The sequence below is a fragment of the Pseudomonas azadiae genome (assembly GCF_019145355.1).
Lineage (GTDB): Bacteria > Pseudomonadota > Gammaproteobacteria > Pseudomonadales > Pseudomonadaceae > Aquipseudomonas > Aquipseudomonas azadiae.
Genome location: NZ_JAHSTY010000001.1, coordinates 3,303,112 through 3,323,200, shown reverse-complemented (window position 1 = coordinate 3,323,200; position 20,089 = coordinate 3,303,112). Strand labels below are relative to the sequence as shown.

Annotated in this window: 19 protein-coding genes; 3 read left to right on the top strand and 16 right to left on the bottom strand. The window is 61.4% G+C overall.

Annotated elements, in window-relative coordinates:
- Positions 1-40: 40 nt before the first annotated feature.
- The 13 genes from choX to hutC all read right to left on the bottom strand — a co-directional run bounded on the left by choX (position 41) and on the right by hutC (position 15,664).
- Complete coding sequence (choX, locus tag KVG91_RS15110; protein WP_169375884.1) at positions 41-976, bottom strand: choline ABC transporter substrate-binding protein; 936 nt, start codon at positions 974-976, stop codon at positions 41-43.
- Between the two features lie 211 nt (positions 977-1,187).
- A complete protein-coding gene (gene hutG, locus KVG91_RS15105; protein WP_169375883.1) occupies positions 1,188-1,988 on the bottom strand; it encodes an N-formylglutamate deformylase in 801 nt (266 codons plus the stop codon).
- Between the two features lie 25 nt (positions 1,989-2,013).
- Complete coding sequence (gene hutI, locus KVG91_RS15100; protein ID WP_169375882.1) at positions 2,014-3,219, bottom strand: imidazolonepropionase; 1,206 nt, start codon at positions 3,217-3,219, stop codon at positions 2,014-2,016.
- 15 nt (positions 3,220-3,234) lie between these two features.
- Positions 3,235-4,644 carry an amino acid permease gene (locus KVG91_RS15095; protein ID WP_169375881.1) on the bottom strand — a complete coding sequence of 470 codons (1,410 nt, stop codon included), beginning with the start codon at positions 4,642-4,644 and terminating at the stop codon, positions 3,235-3,237.
- Positions 4,645-4,792: 148 nt separating this feature from the next.
- Positions 4,793-6,325: a histidine ammonia-lyase gene (hutH, locus tag KVG91_RS15090; protein WP_169375880.1), complete on the bottom strand. Its 1,533-nt coding sequence runs from the start codon at positions 6,323-6,325 to the stop codon at positions 4,793-4,795.
- Positions 6,326-6,380: 55 nt separating this feature from the next.
- Positions 6,381-7,889, bottom strand: coding sequence for a histidine ammonia-lyase (hutH, locus tag KVG91_RS15085; protein ID WP_169375953.1), 1,509 nt, complete (start codon positions 7,887-7,889; stop codon positions 6,381-6,383).
- Positions 7,890-8,033: 144 nt separating this feature from the next.
- Entirely contained in the window at positions 8,034-8,858 is an 825-nt protein-coding gene (locus KVG91_RS15080) for a quaternary amine ABC transporter ATP-binding protein (protein WP_169375879.1), read from the bottom strand.
- Entirely contained in the window at positions 8,855-9,706 is an 852-nt protein-coding gene (locus KVG91_RS15075; RefSeq protein ID WP_076951684.1) for an ABC transporter permease, read from the bottom strand. The genes KVG91_RS15080 and KVG91_RS15075 overlap by 4 nt, the downstream gene beginning before the upstream one ends.
- 71 nt (positions 9,707-9,777) lie before the next feature.
- Positions 9,778-10,743, bottom strand: a complete 966-nt coding sequence (locus KVG91_RS15070) for an ABC transporter substrate-binding protein (RefSeq protein ID WP_169375878.1) — start codon at positions 10,741-10,743, stop codon at positions 9,778-9,780.
- A gap of 69 nt (positions 10,744-10,812) precedes the next feature.
- Positions 10,813-12,258: a purine-cytosine permease family protein gene (locus tag KVG91_RS15065; RefSeq protein WP_169375877.1), complete on the bottom strand. Its 1,446-nt coding sequence runs from the start codon at positions 12,256-12,258 to the stop codon at positions 10,813-10,815.
- 54 nt (positions 12,259-12,312) lie between these two features.
- Positions 12,313-13,983, bottom strand: coding sequence for a urocanate hydratase (gene hutU / locus KVG91_RS15060; RefSeq protein WP_169375876.1), 1,671 nt, complete (start codon positions 13,981-13,983; stop codon positions 12,313-12,315).
- Positions 13,984-14,396: 413 nt separating this feature from the next.
- Positions 14,397-14,957, bottom strand: a complete 561-nt coding sequence (locus tag KVG91_RS15055; protein WP_169375875.1) for a HutD/Ves family protein — start codon at positions 14,955-14,957, stop codon at positions 14,397-14,399.
- Positions 14,954-15,664: a histidine utilization repressor gene (hutC, locus tag KVG91_RS15050; protein ID WP_178115073.1), complete on the bottom strand. Its 711-nt coding sequence runs from the start codon at positions 15,662-15,664 to the stop codon at positions 14,954-14,956. Before hutC ends, KVG91_RS15055 begins: the two co-directional genes overlap by 4 nt.
- Before the next feature lie 146 nt (positions 15,665-15,810).
- On the opposite strand from hutC, the gene KVG91_RS15045 reads away from it, so the two are divergent.
- Complete coding sequence (locus KVG91_RS15045) at positions 15,811-17,175, top strand: formimidoylglutamate deiminase (protein WP_169375873.1); 1,365 nt, start codon at positions 15,811-15,813, stop codon at positions 17,173-17,175.
- A 130-nt stretch (positions 17,176-17,305) separates the two neighbouring features.
- On the opposite strand, the gene KVG91_RS15040 is transcribed toward KVG91_RS15045, so the two are convergent.
- Entirely contained in the window at positions 17,306-17,875 is a 570-nt protein-coding gene (locus tag KVG91_RS15040) for a lipocalin family protein (RefSeq protein ID WP_169375872.1), read from the bottom strand.
- 30 nt (positions 17,876-17,905) lie between these two features.
- Positions 17,906-18,160 carry a lipoprotein gene (locus tag KVG91_RS15035; RefSeq protein ID WP_049710452.1) on the bottom strand — a complete coding sequence of 85 codons (255 nt, stop codon included), beginning with the start codon at positions 18,158-18,160 and terminating at the stop codon, positions 17,906-17,908.
- Between the two features lie 222 nt (positions 18,161-18,382).
- Here KVG91_RS15035 and KVG91_RS15030 point away from each other — a divergent pair, with 222 nt between their 5' ends.
- Both KVG91_RS15030 and KVG91_RS15025 read left to right on the top strand, forming a co-directional pair.
- The gene (locus KVG91_RS15030) at positions 18,383-18,655 is read left to right on the top strand and encodes a type II toxin-antitoxin system Phd/YefM family antitoxin (protein WP_124356643.1); all 273 of its coding nucleotides are present in this window, start codon (positions 18,383-18,385) and stop codon (positions 18,653-18,655) included.
- Positions 18,652-18,975 carry a type II toxin-antitoxin system RelE/ParE family toxin gene (locus KVG91_RS15025; protein ID WP_169375871.1) on the top strand — a complete coding sequence of 108 codons (324 nt, stop codon included), beginning with the start codon at positions 18,652-18,654 and terminating at the stop codon, positions 18,973-18,975. Before KVG91_RS15030 ends, KVG91_RS15025 begins: the two co-directional genes overlap by 4 nt.
- Positions 18,976-19,026: 51 nt before the next feature.
- Here KVG91_RS15025 and KVG91_RS15020 read toward each other — a convergent pair whose 3' ends face one another.
- Complete coding sequence (locus tag KVG91_RS15020; protein ID WP_003217989.1) at positions 19,027-20,037, bottom strand: class 1 fructose-bisphosphatase; 1,011 nt, start codon at positions 20,035-20,037, stop codon at positions 19,027-19,029.
- Positions 20,038-20,089: the final 52 nt, after the last annotated feature.

Here is a 20,089-nt window from a genome sequence, read left to right as displayed (position 1 = left end):
CCCACAGGTGTCCGGTGTTGTTCTGACTGGAGTGTTCGACTCAGAGTTCGAGGCTGGCCAGTACGGCCGCCAAGCCATCCTCGCCGTTGAACGCCGTTACGCCTTTGAGCCAACGCTGCAAATCCTCCGGATGATCGCGCAGCCATTGCCTGGCCACATCCTGGGGCGATTCACGCTCCATGATCGGTACCATCAACTGGCTTTCCTGGGCGGCGGTGAAGGTGAGGTTTTCAAGCAAGCGGTTGGCATTGGGGCAGCGCTGCGCAAAGTCCGGCGCCGTGACGGTGGACACGGTGGCCCGGCCTTCGTCGGGGCCGAACACGCCTTCACTGCCGGTAAGGTAGGCCATTTTCATATTGATGTTCATCGGGTGCGGGGTCCAGCCAACGAACACCACGAACGCCTTGCGGTTCACCGCCCGCTGCACGGCGGCCAGCATCCCCGCTTCACCCGAGGCAACCAACTTGAAGCCGCCAAGGCCGAAGCGGTTGGTGTCGATCATGTTCTGGATATCGGTGTTGGCGCCGCTGCCAGGCTCGATGCCATAGAGCTTGCCGCCCAATTTGTCCTTGAAGCGGGCAATGTCGGCGAAGGTCTTCAGGCCCGCATCGGCCACGTACTGCGGAACGGCCAGGGTGGCCTGGGCGTCGGCGAGGCTGGGGGTGTCGAGCACCTTGACCTGCCTGGCGGCCAGGAATGGCGCGATGTTGTTGTCCATCGCCGGTTTCCAGTAGCCGAGGAAGATATCCAGGCGCTTGTCGCGGATGCCGGCAAAGATGATTTGCTGCACGGCGCTGGTCTGTTTGCTGTTGTAGCCCAGGCCATTGAGCAGCACGTCGGCCATGCCGGACGTGGCGACTACGTCAGTCCAGCTGACCACACCCATGCGGATGTTCTTGCAGGAAGCCGGCTCGGCGGCCATGGCATGCGCACTGAGCAGTGCGGCGCCGGTGAGGGTCAACAACAGTTTTTTCATGGGCGGGCTCACTCGGCTGTTTTTAGTTCACAACCTTACCCAGTGAGGCCTTGGGCAACACGACCTGTGGCGACCGGCAGTTGCACTGCGGCGACAGTGAGGCCGTCTTCGCGAGCAAGCCCGCTCCCACATTTGACCGCATTCTCATGGTTGAACGCGGTCAATGTGGGAGCGGGCTTGCTCGCGAAAGCTCTTGCAGCAGCACCAAAGACTACCGGTAGTGCTTCCGGCCCCAGGCTAACAACCCCTCCAGCAGTTGCTTCAACACCACCCGCGTCGGCTCGGCCAGATCCGGGCGATAGCGAAATGGCTCAACCTCTTCCATGTATGTGCTCTGGCACAACTCCAGCTGCACCGCGTGGATATCCTGCGCTGGATCACCATAGTGCCGGGTGATGTGGCCGCCCTTGAAGCGCCCGTTCAGCACATGGGTGTACTGCGGATGCGCGGCGCAGATGAATTCCAACTGGCTGGCCAGTTCAGGATCACACGCCGCACCATCAAAGGTACCGAGGTTGAAGTCCGGCAGCTTGCCGTCGAACAGGTGCGGGATTACCGAGCGGATCGAGTGCGCATCGAACAGCAACGCATAGCCGAACTCGGCCTTGAGGCGAGCGAGCTCGTCCTGCAGCGTGCGGTGATACGGGCCCCAGATCTTTTGCAGGTAACTGGCGCGCTCGGTCTCGCTCGGGGTCTGCCCCTCACGGAACAACGGCACGCCGTCGAACAGCGTCTGCGGGTACAGGCCGGTGGTGGCCCCCGCGTAGAGCGGCTTGTTATCGGACGGCCGGTTCAGGTCGATGACGAACCGCGAGTACTCCGCCGCCAGGGTGCTGGCGCCCAGCCCTTCGGCAAATTCATACAACGTGGGGATGTGCCAGTCGGTGTCCGGCAGGCTTTGCGCCTCGGCGATCAACCCGGCCTCGACCGCAGGCGTGAGGCGCAGGCCGGCGTGGGGCATGCTGATCAGCAGCGGCACACGGCCTTGTTTGAAGTTCAGAACCTTATCCACAACGGTCTCCTTGTTCACAGGCAGTTTAAACAGTGACGTCGACGCCATGACGCACGACGCGTTTATCCAGCTCGCCACCCAGCCAGTAGGCCAGGTCGGCGGGACGATCAATCTGCCAGGCGACAAAATCGGCGACCTTGCCTACCTCCAGCGAACCATGGGTATCGCCCATGCCCAGCGCGGTGGCCGCATGTTGCGTGGCGCCGGCCAGGGCCTCTTCCGGGGTCATACGGAACAGGGTGCAGGCCATGTTGAGCATCAGGCGCACCGACAGGGCCGGCGAGGTGCCAGGGTTGAGGTCGCTGGCGATGGCAATCTTCACCCCGTGCTTGCGCAAGGCATCCATCGGCGGCAACTGGGTTTCGCGCAGGAAGTAGAACGCGCCCGGCAGCAATACCGCGACGGTGCCGGCGGCTGCCATGGCGATGGCGTCTTCTTCGGTCATGAATTCCAGGTGATCCGCCGACAACGCGTGGTAGCGCGCGGCCAGGCTGGAGCCGTGCAGCGACGAAAGTTGCTCGGCGTGCAGCTTCACCGGCAGGCCCAGTTGCCGGGCCACGTTGAACACGCGCTCCACCTGCTCGGTGGAAAACGCCAGGTATTCGCAGAACGCATCCACCGCATCCACCAGGCCTTCCGCCGCAAGTGCGGGTAGCATCTCGGCGCAAATGTGGTCGATGTAGTCGTCGGCGCGGTCCTTGTACTCCGGCGGCAACGCGTGGGCCGCCAGGCACGTGGCGCGCACGCTGACCGGCAGCGCTTCGCCCAGACGCCGCGCCACCCGCAGCATCTTGCGCTCATTGACCAGGTCCAGGCCGTAGCCGGACTTGATCTCCACGGTAGTAACACCGTCGCGCAACAGGCTGCGCAAGCGTTTTTCAGCACTGACGAACAGCTCATCTTCAGTCGCGGCTCGGGTTGCACGCACGGTGCTGGCGATACCGCCGCCCTTGGCCGCGATCTCGGCATAGCTCACGCCTTGGAGACGCTGCTCGAATTCGCCGCTGCGATTACCGCCAAACACCGTGTGCGTGTGGCAGTCGATCAGCCCGGGCGTGACCCACGCGCCTTGCAAGTCATGCACTTGGGCGTAATCCGCCGCGGGTGCCTGGCTGCGGGGGCCGATCCACTCAATGAGCGAACCGGCAGTCACCATAGCGGCATCCTCGATGATCGAGTAGTTGCCCTGGGCCATGGTTGCGACGTGGCAGTGTTGCCAAAGGGTTTTCATCAACGCCTCCCAAAATTATCGATGAGACAAAGCCGAGTCGTAATGGACCTTGGCCCCTTGCCCGGCAGCGGGTTTGACCCACAGCAGATAGGCGACGACCAGCAGCACGATCCACACGGCACCGACCATCAACGCGGCCTGGGTATCCGGGAAATAACCCAGCACGCCAAACACGAACAGCATGAATACAATGGCGGCGGCAGGCGCATAGGGCCAGAACGGCACCGGGAATTTCAGCTCGGCCACCTGCTCCCTGGTCATGGAGCGGCGCATGGCAACCTGGGTAAACAGGATCATCAGCCACACCCACACCGTGGCGAAGGTGGCAATCGAGGCGATCAGCAGGAATACGTTTTCCGGGATCAGGTAGTTGAGCACCACGCCGCCCAGCAACGCCGCGCCCATCACCAGCACGGTCATCCACGGCACGCCATGCTTGGACAGCTGCGCAAAGCCCTTGGGCGCCTGCCCCTGCTGGGCCAGGCCGTACATCATGCGGCCGGCGCCGAAGATGTCGCTGTTGATGGCCGAGACCGCCGCCGAGATCACCACGATATTGAGAATGGTCGCCGCCGAACCGATGCCCAGGTTGCTGAAGATCTGTACGAACGGGCTGCCCTGGCTGCCGATCTGCGGCCACGGGTAGATAGCCATCAGCACAAACAGGGTCAGCACATAGAACAACAGGATGCGCAGCGGCACCGCGTTGATCGCCTTGGGGATCACGCGTTGCGGGTCCTTGGCTTCACCGGCGGTGATGCCGATGATCTCGATACCGCCAAATGCGAACATCACCACCGCAAACGAGGCGATCAGGCCGCCGATGCCGTTGGGCATGAAGCCGCCGTGGGCCCACAGGTTGCTCAGGCCACTGGCTTGGGTGTCACCCGCCGAATGAATGCCGAACAGCATGATGCCGAAGCCACCGAGGATCATCGCCACAATCGCGCCGACCTTGAGCAGCGACAGCCAGAACTCCATTTCGCCGAACACTTTGACGTTGCACAGGTTCAGGCCGCCGATCAGAAACACGATGCCGAGCACCCAGACCCAGCGCGCGACCTCGGGGAACCAGAAGCCCATGTAGATGCCGAAGGCGGTGACGTCCGCCAGGCAGACGATGATCATTTCAAAGGCGTAGGTCCAGCCGAGGATAAACCCCGCCATGGGCCCCAAGTAAGTACTGGCGTACTGGCCAAAGGAGCCGGCCACCGGGTTGTGCACGGCCATCTCGCCGAGGGCGCGCATGACCATGAACACCGCCGCGCCGCCGATCAGGTAGGCCAGCAGCACGGCGGGGCCGGCCATCTGGATGGCGGAGGCGGAGCCGTAGAACAGCCCGGTACCGATCGCGGAACCGAGGGCCATGAAGCGAATATGTCGGGCGCTCAGGCCGCGTTTCAAACCCTTTTCTTGCTGGTGCATTTCTCTTCCCTAGTTATTTTTATCCCGAGAAAATCTGAATCTGCAGAAGATCAAATGTGGGAACTGGCTTGCCTGCGATGGCGGTGTATCAGTCACACATGTTTCAACTGACAGATAGCTATCGCAGGCAAGCCAGCTCCCACAGGGGTTACAGGCTTGGCAACAACTTGGCCGGCACCAGTTCATTCAGGCAGCGGCTGGCGAGCAGTTCGCTGGCGGCGATGATGTCCGGGGCGAAGAAGCGGTCCTTGTCGTAGAACGCCACTTTGCCGCGCAGGATGCCGCGTGCCTTTTCAAGGGTGGGCGAGGTTTTCAGGCCGTCGCGCAGGTCCAGGCCCTGGCAGGCCGACAGCCATTCAACCGCCAGAACGCCACGGGTGTTCTCGGCCATTTCCCACAAGCGCTTGCCGGCCGCCGGGGCCATGGACACATGGTCTTCCTGGTTGGCCGACGTCGGCAGGCTATCCACGCTATGGGGATGGGCCAACGCCTTGTTCTCGCTGGCCAATGCGGCGGCGGTCACCTGGGCAATCATGAAACCGGAGTTGACCCCGCCATTGCCGACCAGGAACGGCGGCAGCTGCGACATGTGCTTGTCCATCATCAGCGAGATACGCCGCTCGCTCAGCGAACCGATCTCAGCGATCGCCAGCGCCATGTTATCGGCGGCCATGGCCACCGGTTCGGCGTGGAAGTTGCCGCCGGAGATCACATCACCTTCGGCCGCGAATACCAGTGGGTTGTCCGACACGGCGTTGGCTTCCACCACCAGCACCTCGGCGGCCTGGCGGAACTGGGTCAGGCAGGCGCCCATGACTTGGGGCTGGCAGCGCAAGGAGTAAGGGTCCTGCACCTTGTCGCAGTTCTGGTGCGACTGGGAGACCTGGCTGCTTTCGCCCAGCAGCTCGCGATAGGCCGCTGCAGAATCGATCTGCCCGCGCTGGCCGCGAGCGGCATGGATACGCGCATCGAACGGCGAGCGCGAACCCAGCACGGCTTCGACGGTGAGGCCGCCGCAGACCAGGGCGCCCGCGAACAAATCTTCGCCTTCAAACAGGCCACGCAAGGCATAGGCCGTGGACACCTGGGTGCCGTTGAGCAGCGCCAGGCCTTCCTTGGCGGCGAGGGTCAGCGGCGTGAGGCCGGCGACTTTCAGCGCTGCGGTCGCCTCCAGCCACTCGCCTTTGTAGCGCGCCTTGCCTTCGCCCAGCAGCACCAGGGACATGTGCGCCAACGGCGCCAGGTCGCCGGAGGCACCGACTGATCCCTTCAACGGAATGTGCGGGTACACCTCGGCGTTGATCAGCGCGATCAGCGCGTCGATCACCTGGCGGCGGATCCCGGAGAAACCACGGCTCAGGCTGTTGACCTTGAGCACCATGACCAGGCGCACCAGCGCGTCGCTGATCGGCTCACCGACGCCGGCGGCATGGGACAGCACCAGCGAACGCTGCAGGTTTTCCAGGTCTTCGCTGGCGATGCGGGTCGAGGCCAGCAGGCCGAACCCGGTGTTGATGCCGTAGGCGGTGCGGTTCTCGGCGAGAATCTGTTCCACGCAGGCAACACTGGCGTCGATCTGCGCCGTGGCGCTGTCATCCAGGCTGAGGGTTACCGGCTGCTGGTAGATGGCTCGCAGTTGGGCAAGGCTCAGTTGGCCTGGAATCAGGTTTAGCGCAGTCACATTCGTTCTCCTTGTGAATTGTTCTTGTGAATACTTCTTTTGAGTAAATCAGTGCTCAGTGCACAGTCGGCAATGCGGTGTTGTTGATCACGCCGGCGGCGCTGGCAATATCCGGCGCCAGCCAGCGGTCCTGTTCGTAAGCAGGGACCACTTCACGTAGCAAGCGCCAGGCGCGATCGGTGCCGGCGCCGAAGCGCTGGCCCTTGAGGAACTCGAACGCCTGGGCCGCCAGCAAGTACTCGATGGCGAGGATCTGCGTCACGTTGGCCAGCAGTTGGTGCAGCTTGAGCGCGGCATTGGTGCCCATGCTCAGGTGGTCTTCCTGCAGGCCCGAGGTGACGAAGTTGTCGAGCACCGCCGGTTGCGCCAACTGGCGGTTCTGCGCGCACAGGGACGCGGCGACGTACTGCAAGATCATCATCCCGGAGTTGACCCCAGGGTTGCTGACCAGGAACGCCGGCAAACCGCTGACGTGCGGGTTGATCAAACGGTCGAGGCGACGTTCGGCCACCGAGCCGATTTCGGCCATGGCAATCGCCAGCATATCCGCCGCCAGCGCCACGGACTGCCCGTGGGGGTTGGCCTGGGACACGACGCGGTAATGCTCCGGCGTGCCGAGCAGCAACGGGTTGTCGGTGGCACTGTTGAGTTCGGTCTCGATCTGGCGGGTCGCGTGTTCAACCTGATCGCGGGCCGCGCCGTGAATCTGCGGGATCGAGCGCAGGCTCAGGGCGTCCTGGGTGCGGATGCCTTTGCTGCTGGCGATCACTTCGCTGCCATCGAGCAAGGCGCGCAGATTGACACCCACTTGTTGCATGCCCGGGTGCGGCTTGAGCGCGATGATCTCTGCATCGAAGGCATCGATCTGACCGCGCAGGGCTTCGAAACTCATGGCGCCGATCACGTCAGCCCATTGCAGCAGGTGATGCGCGTCAGCCAGGGCCAGGCAGCTCAGGCCGGTCATGCACGGCGTGCCGTTGACCAGGCACAGGCCGTCCTTGGCGGCCAGGATCACCGGCTGCAAACCTTCAGCTGCCAATGCTTCTTGCGCTGTCACCACCTGGCCGCGATAGCTGACGTCGCCGACGCCAAGCAGCGCCACGCCGACATGGGCCATATGGGTCAGGTAACCCACCGACCCCTGGGACGGCACGTGCGGCGTGATGCCGTGATTGAGCAGCGCCAGCAGCGCGTGCACCACCTGCGGATGCAGGCCGGACTTGCCGTGGCTGTAGTTGATGATGGCGGCGCAGATGATTGCGCGGGTCTGCTCGTCAGTGAGCAGCGGCCCGACACCGCAGGCATGGCTGAGCAGGGTATTGCGCGACAGTTGGCTGAGTTGCTCGCCTTCGAGCGACACGTCGCACAGCGCGCCCAGGCCGGTGTTCACGCCATAGGCGCGCTCGCCGCTGGTGACGATGCGTTGCACGATGGCCTGGGCATTGTCGATGCGCGCCCAGGCCTGGCCCGAGAGCTCGAGCAATGCACCGTGGCGGGCGACGGCGACCACATCCTGCCAGCGTAGCGGGGTGTCGGCGATGATGATTGTTGGTGCCTGGGGCATCTTCATACCTTCTTCAATTTTCTTGCAGCTTTGCCGGCCTCTTCGCAGGCAAGCCAGCTCCCACATTTGATCGGGTTCACACAGCTCAAATGTGGGAGCCGGCTTGCCCGCGATGGCGCCAGCCGGTTCACCACGAAAACCGGGTTACACCACCGCCGCCCGCCGCTGGACGAACCGATCCACATACTCATCCGCCGGCGAATGCAGAATCTCGCGCGGCGTGCCGACCTGGATCAGCTTGCCGTCCTTGAGGATCGCAATGCGGTTGCCGATGCGCACCGCCTCGTCGAGGTCATGGGTGATGAACACGATGGTCTTGTGCAGGGTCTTTTGCAGCTCCAGCAACTGGTCCTGCATCTCGGCGCGAATCAGCGGGTCGAGGGCGCTGAAGGCTTCGTCCATCAGGATGATGTCGGTATCCGCCGCCAACGCGCGGGCCAGGCCGACGCGCTGGCGCATGCCGCCGGAGAGCTGGTGCGGGTACTTGTTTTCGTAGCCCTTGAGGCCCACGGTTTCGATCCAGTGCTGGGCGCGCTCGGCGCAGACCTGCCTGGTCTCGCCACGCACCTTGAGGCCGTAGGCGACGTTGTCGAGCACGCTCTTGTGGGGCAGCAGGCCGAAGCTTTGGAACACCATGCTGATCTTGTGCCGACGGAATTGGCGCAGGGCTTCCATGTCCAGTTGCAGGATATCTTCGCCGTCCACCAGGATCGCGCCACTGGTGGGATCGATCAGCCGGTTGAAGTGGCGCACCAGGGTCGACTTGCCCGAACCCGACAAGCCCATGATCACGAAGATCTCTCCGGTGGCGATACTCAGCGACAGGTCGTTGACGCCGACCACGCAACCGGTCTCGGCCAGTACCTGGTCCTTGCTCTTGCCCTGGCCGATCAGGGCCAGCGCATCCTTGGCGCGATTGCCGAAGATCTTGAAGACGTTCTTGACTTCGATTTTGCTGACAGTAGTCATTTGTTCGCCTCATGCCGTGGACGACCATAGGCCTGGGTAATGCGGTCGATGACCACGGCGAGAATCACGATCGCCAGCCCGGCTTCGAGGCCGCGGCCGACGTTGAGGGTCTGGATGCCGACGAGTACATCTTCGCCCAGGCCACGCGCGCCGATCATCGAGGCGATCACCACCATCGACAGCGCCATCATGGTGGTCTGGTTGATGCCGGCCATGATGCTTGGCAGCGCCAGCGGCAGTTGCACGCCGAACAGTTGTTGCCAGCGGTTGGCACCAAAGGCGTTGATGGCTTCCATGACTTCGCCGTCGACCTGGCGAATCCCCAGGTCGGTGAGGCGGATCAGCGGCGGCGCGGCGTAGATCACCGTGGCGAAGATCGCCGGGACCTTGCCCAGGCCGAACAGCATCAGCACCGGGATCAGGTACACGAAACTGGGCATGGTTTGCATGATGTCGAGCAGCGGCATCAGCACCGAACGCAGGCGGTTGCTGCGTGCCGACAGGATGCCCAGCGGAATGCCGATCAACACCGAGATCACCGTGGCCACCAGCATCAAGGCCAGGGTTTGCATCAGTTTGTCCCACAGGCCGACCGCGCCGACCAGGAACAGCAGACCGACGATCACCGCCGTGGTCACCACCTTGCGCGTGGCGTGCCAGGCGACGGCGCCGACGATGGCCAGCATCAGCCACCAGGGCGCTGCGCGCAGCAGGCCCTCCAGGTTGACGATGGCCCATAGCAGGGTGTCGGAGATGTGCCGGAACACATCGCCGTAATTGGTGACCAGCGAGTCCACCCAACCGTTGACCCAGTCGGCGATGGAAAACGTAAAACTCTCAGGAAACATAGCGTGCTCTCGATCCAGTGGGGTGCGGCCAGTCGCACGGCCACCCCTGAGGGTAGCCGGGCGCACTCGACCTACAAGGCCGCGTCGATTTTCCTGGCGGCGTCTTCACTGACCCAGGCGTGCCAGACTTCAGGATGTTCCTTGAGGAAGATCTTCGCCAGTTTCGGCGATTCGATGCGCTCCTTGGCCATGCGCCCCAGGTTCTGGTTGAGCAGGTCAATCGGCAGGTTGACCTTTTCCAGCACGGCCACCAGTTCCGGGGCCTGCTCGTGGAAGGTCTTGGACAGGCCGACCTTGATGCTCACGGTTTTATCCACGCCGGGTTTTTCTTCCAGCTTGACCAGGTCGACCTGGCCCATCAGCGGCGTGGGCGACCAGTAGTAGAACAGGATCGGCTCGCCGCGCTTGTAGCTCGACAGCACCGCCGCATCCAGCGCCGGGCCGGTGCCTGGGCGGAAATTGGTGTAAGTGCTTTCCAGACCGTAGCTTTTGAGCATTTCGCTGTTATCCAGCTCGCAGGTCCAGCCGGCCGGGCAGTTATAGAAGCGGCCCTTGGACGGCTCCTCCTGGTCCTTGAACACCGAAGCGTACTTGGCCAGGTCGGCGATATTTTTCAGGCCTGGGGCCTTGGCTTCCAACTTGCGCTTGGCGTCGCCTTCGATCACATAGCGCGGTACGTACCAGCCCTCGATAGCACCGACGACCGGGGCGCCGACGCCGACGACCTTGCCGGCCTTCTCGGCCTTGTTCCAGACTTCACTGCGACCGACCCATTCTTCGGCAAACACTTGGATGTCGTTACTGCTCAGGGCGTTTTCCATGGTGATGGAATTGCCTGGCAGGCTGTCGGTTTTGCAGTCGTAGCCTTTTTCCAGCACGGTCTGCAGGATGTCGGTGAGCAACATGCCGCTTTCCCAGTTCAGCCCGGCGAACTTCACCGGCTTGCCGGATTCGCACCAACCGGCCGCCTGGGCGCCCGCAGAGGCCAGCAAGCCTGTGGCGAACAGTGTGGCCATCAGGGTCTTAGTCATTTTCATTGTTGTGACGCTCCCAATCTTGAAATGGATTACGGCAGTCAGTAGGCATCCTGCCCTGTCCACGTCCCATCAGGCTTGTGCAAACAGCCCGGACTTAGTGGGTGTAGCGCCCTGCTCTGGCGGCAGGATCAGGTGATCGGGTACCGCGCTGTGCCATTTTTTCGCGCACAGGTAATACACGGCGGCGGGAAGCACCAGGCCGATGATCCAAGAGATATCCACGTCACCCAGCGCGGCCACCAGGGGGCCTGTGTAGAACTTGGTGGAGATGAACGGCAACTGCACCAGCACACCGAAGACGTACACGCCGATACCCAGCAGGTTCCAGCGGCCATAGCGACCGTTCGGGTCGGCCAGCGCCGGCACGTCATAGCGTTCACGGGTAATGCAGTAGTAGTCCACCAGGTTGATCGCGCTCCAGGGCGTGAAGAACGCCAGCAGGAACAGGATGAACGACTTGAACGCACCGAGGAACGAGTGCTGGCCGAGCAACGCGATCAGGGTCGCCGTACCGACGATGGCCAGCACGAACACCAGGCGCTGCAACCGTGTGACCTCCAACCGTCCGCGAAAGCCGCTGATGATGGTCGCGATGCACATGAAGCTGCCGTAGGAGTTCAGCGTCGAGATGGTGACCTTGCCGAACGCAATGCTGAAATACAGCAGCGCAGCGGTTGCCCCCGTGCCACTCAAGCCAACGATGTAAGCCACTTCATGACCGGCGAATTGGCCGTTGGACATGGCCGCGGCAAACACGCCGAGCACCATCGCCACCTGCGCGCCAATGACCGAACCTGCCCCCGCGGCCAGGAAGGTTTTCACCGAAGACGTAGCGCTCGGCAAGTAGCGTGAATAGTCCGCCACGTAAGGGCCGAAGGCGATTTGCCAGGAGGCCGCGAGCGATACCGCCAGCAGAAAGCTGCTCCAACTGAAGTGGCGGATTTGCAGAAGTGCGCCAACGTCGGTCTGGCTGATCAGACGGCTGAACAGATAAACAAAGGCAATCACGCCAATGATGCTGGCGACACGACCAATGAAATGGATCACCCGGTAACCGAGCACCGTGACCAGCACAATGACGCTGGCGAAAATCAGGATACCGACGCTGTCGCTGACCCCGAACAGCTGGCCCAGCGCCTGGCCGGACAGCACCGTGCCGGTGGCGGTGAAACCGAGATACATCAAGCACACCAGCACGATCGGGATGGCCGCGCCATACACACCAAACTGTACGCGGCTGGAGATCATCTGCGGCAGGCCAAGCTTGGGCCCTTGCGCCGCATGCAACGCCATGACCCCGCCGCCGATCAGTTGGCCGATCAACAGACCGATCAACGACCAGAACACATCACCGCCCAGCACCACGGCCAGGGCCCCGGTGACAATCGCGGTGATCTGCAGGTTGGCCCCCATCCATAGGGTGAACTGGCTCAAGAGACGACCGTGTCTTTCCGCTTCCGGGATGTAGTCGATCGAACGCCTTTCGATCAACGGGGTGGTGTCGTTTGCAGCCATGTGTGTTCAACCTCTGGTGGATTGTTTTCTGGTTCACAGCAGATCAAATGTGGGTTATTTGATCATCGGGAGATTGAGGCCCTGCTCCTTGGCGCAATCGATCGCGATCTGGTAACCAGCATCCGCATGACGCATCACGCCGGTGGCCGGATCGTTGTGCAGCACACGGGCAATCCGCTCGGCCGCCTCGTCCGTACCGTCGCAGACAATCACCATGCCCGAGTGCTGCGAGAAGCCCATGCCCACGCCGCCGCCGTGGTGCAGCGAAACCCAGGTCGCGCCGCTGGCGGTGTTGAGCAAGGCGTTGAGCAGCGGCCAGTCGGACACGGCGTCGGAGCCGTCCTGCATGGCTTCGGTTTCGCGGTTGGGGCTGGCGACCGAGCCGGAGTCGAGGTGGTCGCGGCCGATGACCACCGGTGCCGACAATTCGCCGTTGCGCACCATTTCGTTGAACGCCAGGCCCAGCTTGGCGCGCTGGCCCAGGCCAACCCAGCAGATCCGCGCCGGCAGGCCCTGGAAGCTGATGCGCTCGCGGGCCATGTCCAACCAATTGTGCAGGTGGGCGTCGTCCGGGATCAGCTCTTTGACTTTGGCGTCGGTCTTGTAGATGTCTTGCGGGTCGCCGGACAGCGCCGCCCAACGGAACGGGCCGATGCCACGGCAGAACAAGGGGCGGATGTAGGCCGGTACGAAGCCCGGGAAGTCGAAGGCGTTCTGCACGCCTTCTTCCTGGGCCATCTGGCGGATGTTGTTGCCGTAGTCGAAGGTCGGGATGCCTTGCTTCTGGAAGTCCAGCATGGCTTGGACGTGCACCGCCATCGATTGCTTGGCGGCCTTGATCACGGCCGCCGGTTCAGTCTTGGCGCGGGCGCGGTACTCGTCCCAGGTCCAGCCGGCCGGCAGGTAGCCGTTGAGGGGGTCGTGGGCGCTGGTCTGGTCGGTGACCATGTCCGGGCGCACGCCGCGCTTGACCAGTTCCGGCAGGATTTCAGCCGCGTTACCCAATAGGGCGATGGAGATGGCCTTGCCTTCCTGGGTGTACTTGGCGATGCGCGCCAGGGCGTCGTCGAGGTCGGTGGCTTGCTCGTCGACATAGCGGCTGTTCAAACGGAAATCGATGCTGACCTGCTGGCATTCGATGTTCAGCGAGCATGCGCCGGCCAGGGTCGCGGCCAATGGCTGTGCGCCGCCCATGCCGCCCAAGCCGGCGGTCAACACCCAGCGGCCTGTGAGGTTGCTGTCGTAATGTTGGCGGCCGGCCTCGACGAAGGTTTCATAGGTGCCTTGGACGATGCCCTGGCTGCCGATGTAGATCCAGCTGCCGGCGGTCATCTGGCCGTACATGGCCAGGCCCTTGGCATCCAGTTCGTTGAAGTGTTCCCAACTGGCCCAGTGCGGTACCAGGTTGGAGTTGGCGATCAGCACACGCGGGGCGTTGCTGTGGGTCTTGAACACGCCGACCGGTTTGCCGGATTGCACCAGCAGGGTTTCGTCCTCGTTCAGGTTGGTTAGGCTCTCGACGATCTGGTCGTAGCACTCCCAGTTGCGCGCGGCCCGGCCGATACCGCCGTAAACCACCAGTTCTTTGGGGTTCTCGGCCACTTGCGGGTCGAGGTTGTTCATCAGCATGCGCAGCGGCGCTTCGGTCAGCCAGCTTTTGGCGGTGAGCTTGTTACCGTGGGCCGCGCGGATTTCGACATCACGGTATTTAGTAGGCTTGGTCACAACAAAAACTCCTCGATCAATGCGCATGCTTGGGTGCGAAGACGACTCTTACGCACACACCTTTACTTGTACATACAAGCATATGCAATCAAGCGGCCAACTTTCTGCGTGCGCGAGTGGGATTTTTTTGGAAAATGCGTGGGGGCCTTGAAAGTCAGGGCTTTGAGGCTTGATGAAATTTCTTGTGGAGGAGTTTCGCTGGAGGGGAGGCTTGTCACATCAGCGCGGTTTTGCGCCACGCTGGGGCGTTCGGTAACAAAGTGGTGCGCCGCCTGGAAACAGACCTTACAAACACTACAAACCAATGTGGGAGCTGGCTTGCCTGCGATGGCGGTGTGTCAGTACCAGATGAGCTGACTGACACATCGCTATCGCAGCGGTGCGACGATTCGACAAGCCAGCTCCCACAGGTTTTAACCGCGTGCGGTCAGTTCGATGATGCAGCAGCGGCCGCTGACGGAGATATCGAGCAAGCCGGTGTTATCGTCAATTTGCAGGCAATCATGATGCCCCAACGTCTGGTCCAACACCGTCACCTCATCCGCCACACTGAACACCAGCACCGTCTGCGCCGTGCTGAAAAAACGCTGTACACCATCCACCCACTGCAAGCGCGCGTGGTATCGCTGTGGCGAATAGATCAGGTTGAAGTCGCGGATCGGCCCGGTGATCAGGCGGCAGGACACTTGGCTGTCACCCTTGAACGCAAAGGGCTGCAGCGGTAACAAGCCGCGCTGCTCTTCGCCATCCACGGTCAGGACCATGCCCGCGCCCTTGATCACGGTGATGACGCGCTGGTAACCGGCGAAGGTGGAGAAACCGCCCGACTCGGCGATGTCGGCGATCGACAGACGCCAGCCAAAGCCCTCAAGGCCCTCGCCGGCATCCCGAGCGATTTCTTCGGTACTGCCGCCGCCGTTTTTCCACGGCATGCGCACGTAGTCGGTGGCGCGCCGGATGTTTACCGTGCTCATTTACTGAACCGTCCTTCCAGGCTGTGACGGGAACCGGGGTGGATCAAACGCGCGGCGGTCACCGGCTGGCGGCCCGACCAGGTGCGGCGGCGGATCAACAGGCACGGCTCGCTGGGTTCGATCTGCAGCAGCTTGCACTCCGCCGCATCGGCAAGAATGGCTTCGACCACGTGCTCGCCTTCGGTCAGCGGTGCAACCTGGTTCAAATAGGCGTAAGGCGTTTGCTGGGTGAAATCCTGTTGCAGGTATTCCGGGGCGACCAGGGCGTTGACGAAACGGTCTTCGATTTGTACGGGGATATCGTTTTCGAAGTGCACGATCAACGAATGAAACACGCGCCCGCCTTCGCGCATTTCCAGGGCGACGGCGCGCTCGGAGCCGGCAGCCTCCTCGCACAGGTGGATGACCTGGCAGGTGTGGCGATGGCCGCGCGAGGCGATCTCATCGGCAATGTTATGCACTTCGAACAACGCCGACTGGCTCTTGGGCTCGGCGACAAAAGTACCGACGCCCTGCATGCGCACCAGCAAACCTTCGGCAGTGAGCTCGCGCAGGGCACGGTTGATGGTCATGCGGCTGAAACCGAGCTGGCTGACCAGTTCGCTCTCCGACGGGACGCGGTAATGGGGCGGCCAGTTGCCGCTCAGGATCTGCTGGCTGATCATCTGTTTGACGCGGGCATACAAGGGCGCCGGACTTTCGTCCATGTGGGCAGCCAGTGGAGACTTGGCGGGCGGAGTCGGCACAGGGAATCCTTGCAGGAGAAAAGATGCATAGATTGCCGGAGTTTACCGAGCAGGCAAACGTCTGTATATGTATATACAAATAAACACACGACCGGAGTGTTCTGATCATGTCCGCTTTTTTCGCCGAACGCGCACTGCTGCCTAGTGGATGGGCCAATGATGTACGCCTTGAGGTCAGTGCCGAAGGCGTGCTGACAAAGGTCGAGGCCAACGCCAGCTCTGATGCCGCCGAACGGCTGAGAGGCCCGGTGCTGGCGGGCATGCCGAACCTGCATTCCCATGCATTCCAGCGCGCCATGGCGGGATTGGCCGAAGTGGCCGGCAACCCCAATGACAGCTTCTGGACATGGCGCGACTTGATGTACCGCATGGTCGGCCAGATCAGCCCCGAGCAGCTGCAGGTCATCGCGCGTCAGCTGTACATCGAGATGCTCAAGGCCGGCTACACCTCGGTGGCCGAGTTCCACTACGTTCATCACGATGTCAGCGGCCAGGCGTATGCCGATCGCACCGAGCTGTCGCGGCAAATCAGCCAGGCGGCGGCCAGCAGCGGCATCGGTCTGACATTGCTGCCGGTGCTCTATACCCACTCGGGGTTTGGTGGCCAGGCGCCGAATGAAGGCCAGCGGCGGTTCATCAACAGCACTGAGCATTACCTGGACCTGCAAGCGCAGCTGAAGCCGATCCTCGCTGCACAGCCGGCTCAACAGTTGGGTCTGTGCTTCCACTCGTTGCGCGCGGTCACGCCCGAGCAGATCAATCATGTGCTGGCCGCCAGCGATAAAGCCTGCCCGGTGCATATCCACATTGCCGAGCAGCAGAAAGAAGTCGACGACTGCCTGGCCTGGAGCGGCAAGCGCCCGCTGCAATGGCTCTATGACAATGTCGACGTGGATGAACGCTGGTGCCTGGTGCATGCCACTCACGCCGATGCGGACGAAGTCACGCGTATGGCCAGGAGCCGTGCGATTGCCGGCTTGTGCCTGACCACCGAGGCCAATTTGGGTGACGGGATTTTCCCGGCGGTGGATTTTCTCGCACAGGGCGGACGCATGGGCATCGGGTCCGACAGCCATGTGTCATTGAGTGTGGTGGAAGAATTGCGCTGGCTCGAATATGGCCAGCGCCTGCGCGATCAACGGCGCAATCGTCTGTATCGCAATGATCAGCCGATGATTGGCCGTACGCTGTTTGATGCGGCGCTGGAGGGCGGAGCCCAGGCGTTAGGGCAGCCGGTGGGTCGATTGGAAGTGGGTAAACGTGCAGATTGGATTGTGCTGGACGGCAACGATCCGTACCTGGCGACGGCAACGGAAGACGGGATTCTCAACCGTTGGCTGTTTGCCGGCGGTGATCGGCAAGTACGTGATGTGCTGGTAAACGGCAAGTGGGTGGTGCGGGATGGGCGGCATGCCGGCGAGGAGGAAAGCAGCCGGGCGTTTACGCAGGTGTTGAAGGATTTATTGGGTTAAACAGACAACACATAACAACTGTGGGAGCTGGCTTGCCTGCGATAGCGGTGTATCAGTAACACATGTACTGATTGACACACCGCAATCGCAGGCAAGCCAGCTCCCACATTGGATCGGGGGCGTTCCTGGACTATTGCGAAGTCTTCGCCATCTGTTTGTCCGACGTACGCCAGATCAATCGTGTGGTGTCATAGCCCTGCTGCCGCGCCCTGCTCAGCAGGTCTTCGCGGGTGTCGGCGCTCACCGTCGGCGTGCGTGACAAGATCCACATGTAGCGTCGGCTCGGGCTGCCGACAATCGCGGTCTTGTAGTCATCGCTGACATACAGCACCCAATAATCGCCCTTGGCGACGCCCGGCAGCAACGCGGTAAACCAGTTGTTGAATTCCACCCAGAGCTTGTCGGTCTTGCCCGGCACTTGCGGCGTGGCGGTGCCCTTGGCTTCTTCCCACTGCCACTCAGTCGTCAGGCAACGGTTGAACACCGACATATCGCCATCGGGCAACAGGGTGTAGCGGGCTTCGGACTGCGCGCAGTTGCGCTGAAAGTACATCGGCAATCGTGCCAACTCATACCAGGTGCCCTGGTAACGCTTGAGGTTGACGTTGTTCGCGGTCTTGGGTTGCAGATCATCGCCAGAATGGCTGGCGCAGCCCGCCAAAAACAGGCTGGCGCAAAGGAACAAAACAAAACGCATCATTCTTCTTCTCCCGCAGGCTCTCGCCCCGGTTTACTTCAGGCCTTGCCCGGAAAACATCAGAACCTTGTCACCGGCATATTGAACGCTGATAAAGCTGTTTTTATCGCCCCAGGTGCAGCTGGACATGCCCAGTGCGCCGGAACAATCGGTCGGCTGGCCCAGCAGCGACTCCACCTCGGCCTTGGGCATCCCGGCCGACAGCTTTGCGTAATTCTCTTGATTGACCTTGCTGCAGGCGGCCAACAGCACGCAGAAAGTCAGCAGGGCAAGACGGCGTAACGACATGGAAAAACTCCTGGAGGGACGAAGCAGCATGGGTATCTGCCAGAAGCTTAGAAGGGAAAAGAGGTGTCTGGTTCCCGACGAGGGGTGGTATTTATTTTTTCCGTGAACGGGCCCTTTAAGCTGAGTTTTTGAACGAAAAAATATCAGCCTTTCATCAGACACGTTCTACACGAGACTGAATTAGGACTAAAATCAGACCCATCGTCGAACGAGGACAATCGCATGAAATTCTCATCCCAGATAAAACCGATCAGCTACCTGAAAAGTCATACCGCCGAGATCGTTAAAACGCTCACTGAAAGCCGCGAGCCACTGGTTATAACCCAAAATGGCGAAGCGAAGCTGGTGGTGATGGACGTGAAGAGTTTTGAAGAACAGGCAGAAACCATGGCCTTGTTAAAGCTATTGGCCTTGGGCAACAGGCAAATCGAATTGGGACAGTTTGAGGATATGGAGGACGTGTTCGCCGAATTGGACAAGGACGACGCCCAATGACGTTCAAGGTTGTGATTCTCCAATCGGCAAAAAACGGCCTTAAAGATATCAGGTCGTACCTGACCCGACAGTTCTCGGCATCGGCTTGGCAGCAGTCCTATGACGCATTGAAACAAACAATACGCCGTCTCGAAACCCAACCCTATGCAGGTTCGATACCGGAAGAAATCGAGAAGCTGAATCTCAGTCAATACCGACAGGTTATTAGTGGGATGAATCGGATCATCTACGAAATCCGAGACCAGATCATTTACGTTCACATCATCGCCGACACTCGAAAAAACCTGCAGGCGCTGCTGCTAAGGAATCTCGTCCAATAAAAAGCCCCGAAACGCATAGAGCATTTCGGGGCTATTTTGTTACCGCAGGATTTACGCCTTGTGGTAACCCGTCACACGCTCAACTTCTTCCTTGGAACCCAGGAACACCGCCACACGCTGGTGCAGGCCTTCAGGCTGAATGTCGAGGATACGCTGGTGGCCATCGGTGGACGCGCCACCCGCTTGCTCAACCAGGAAGGACATCGGGTTGGCTTCGTACATCAGGCGCAGCTTGCCCGGCTTGGAGGGCTCGCGGCTGTCGCGTGGGTACATGAACAAGCCACCACGGGTCAGGATGCGGTGCACGTCGGCCACCATCGCGGCGACCCAGCGCATGTTGAAGTTTTTCTTCAACGGGCCTTCTTCGCCGGCCATCAACTCGCCCACGTAGCGGGTGACGGGTTCTTCCCAGTGGCGCTGGTTGGACATGTTGATCGCGAATTCCTGGGTGGACGCAGGAATGGTGATGTCTTCGTGGGTCAACACGAAGCTGCCCATTTCACGGTCCAGGGTGAAGCCCTTGACGCCGTCGCCCAGGGTCAGCACCAGCATGGTCTGCGGGCCGTAGATCGCGTAGCCGGCAGCGACCTGCTCGGTGCCTGGCTGCAAAAAGGCCTTTTCGTTGAGGGCTTCGTTCTGGCTCAAGTATTCGTTGGGGCAACGCAGTACCGAGAAGATGGTGCCGACCGGGGCGTTGATGTCGATGTTGGACGAACCGTCCAGCGGGTCAAATACCAGCAGGTATGCGCCTTTGGGGTATTTGCCCGGGATCTGGTAGGCATTGTCCATTTCTTCGGACGCCATGCCGGCCAGGTGACCGCCCCATTCGTTGGCTTCGAGCAGGATCTCGTTGGAGATCACGTCGAGCTTCTTCTGCACTTCGCCCTGCACGTTTTCGGTGCCCATGCTGCCCAGGACACCACCCAGTGCGCCTTTGGACACGGCGTGGCTGATTTCCTTACAGGCACGCGCCACCACTTCGATAAGGAAGCGCAGATCGGCAGGCGTGTTGTTGCTGCGGGTCTGCTCGATCAAATAGCGACTCAAGGTAACGCGGGACATGTAAGGCTCCGGACAATGGGGGGCGTGAAAACCCGCGCAGTTTAGCGCGAGT

Excerpts from the sequence above, each read along its gene's own strand:
- choX (WP_169375884.1), bottom strand. The coding sequence starts at position 976 with ATGAAAAAACTGTTGTTGACCCTCACCGGCGCCGCACTGCTCAGTGCG.
- hutI (WP_169375882.1), bottom strand. The coding sequence starts at position 3,219 with ATGAAAACCCTTTGGCAACACTGCCACGTCGCAACCATGGCCCAGGGC.
- KVG91_RS15095 (WP_169375881.1), bottom strand. The coding sequence starts at position 4,644 with ATGCACCAGCAAGAAAAGGGTTTGAAACGCGGCCTGAGCGCCCGACAT.
- hutH (WP_169375953.1), bottom strand. The coding sequence starts at position 7,889 with ATGCCCCAGGCACCAACAATCATCATCGCCGACACCCCGCTACGCTGG.
- KVG91_RS15080 (WP_169375879.1), bottom strand. The coding sequence starts at position 8,858 with ATGACTACTGTCAGCAAAATCGAAGTCAAGAACGTCTTCAAGATCTTC.
- KVG91_RS15075 (WP_076951684.1), bottom strand. The coding sequence starts at position 9,706 with ATGTTTCCTGAGAGTTTTACGTTTTCCATCGCCGACTGGGTCAACGGT.
- KVG91_RS15070 (WP_169375878.1), bottom strand. The coding sequence starts at position 10,743 with ATGAAAATGACTAAGACCCTGATGGCCACACTGTTCGCCACAGGCTTG.
- KVG91_RS15065 (WP_169375877.1), bottom strand. The coding sequence starts at position 12,258 with ATGGCTGCAAACGACACCACCCCGTTGATCGAAAGGCGTTCGATCGAC.
- KVG91_RS15055 (WP_169375875.1), bottom strand. The coding sequence starts at position 14,957 with ATGAGCACGGTAAACATCCGGCGCGCCACCGACTACGTGCGCATGCCG.
- hutC (WP_178115073.1), bottom strand. The coding sequence starts at position 15,664 with ATGGACGAAAGTCCGGCGCCCTTGTATGCCCGCGTCAAACAGATGATC.
- KVG91_RS15045 (WP_169375873.1), top strand. The coding sequence starts at position 15,811 with ATGTCCGCTTTTTTCGCCGAACGCGCACTGCTGCCTAGTGGATGGGCC.
- KVG91_RS15040 (WP_169375872.1), bottom strand. The coding sequence starts at position 17,875 with ATGATGCGTTTTGTTTTGTTCCTTTGCGCCAGCCTGTTTTTGGCGGGC.
- KVG91_RS15035 (WP_049710452.1), bottom strand. The coding sequence starts at position 18,160 with ATGTCGTTACGCCGTCTTGCCCTGCTGACTTTCTGCGTGCTGTTGGCC.
- KVG91_RS15030 (WP_124356643.1), top strand. The coding sequence starts at position 18,383 with ATGAAATTCTCATCCCAGATAAAACCGATCAGCTACCTGAAAAGTCAT.
- KVG91_RS15025 (WP_169375871.1), top strand. The coding sequence starts at position 18,652 with ATGACGTTCAAGGTTGTGATTCTCCAATCGGCAAAAAACGGCCTTAAA.
- KVG91_RS15020 (WP_003217989.1), bottom strand. The coding sequence starts at position 20,037 with ATGTCCCGCGTTACCTTGAGTCGCTATTTGATCGAGCAGACCCGCAGC.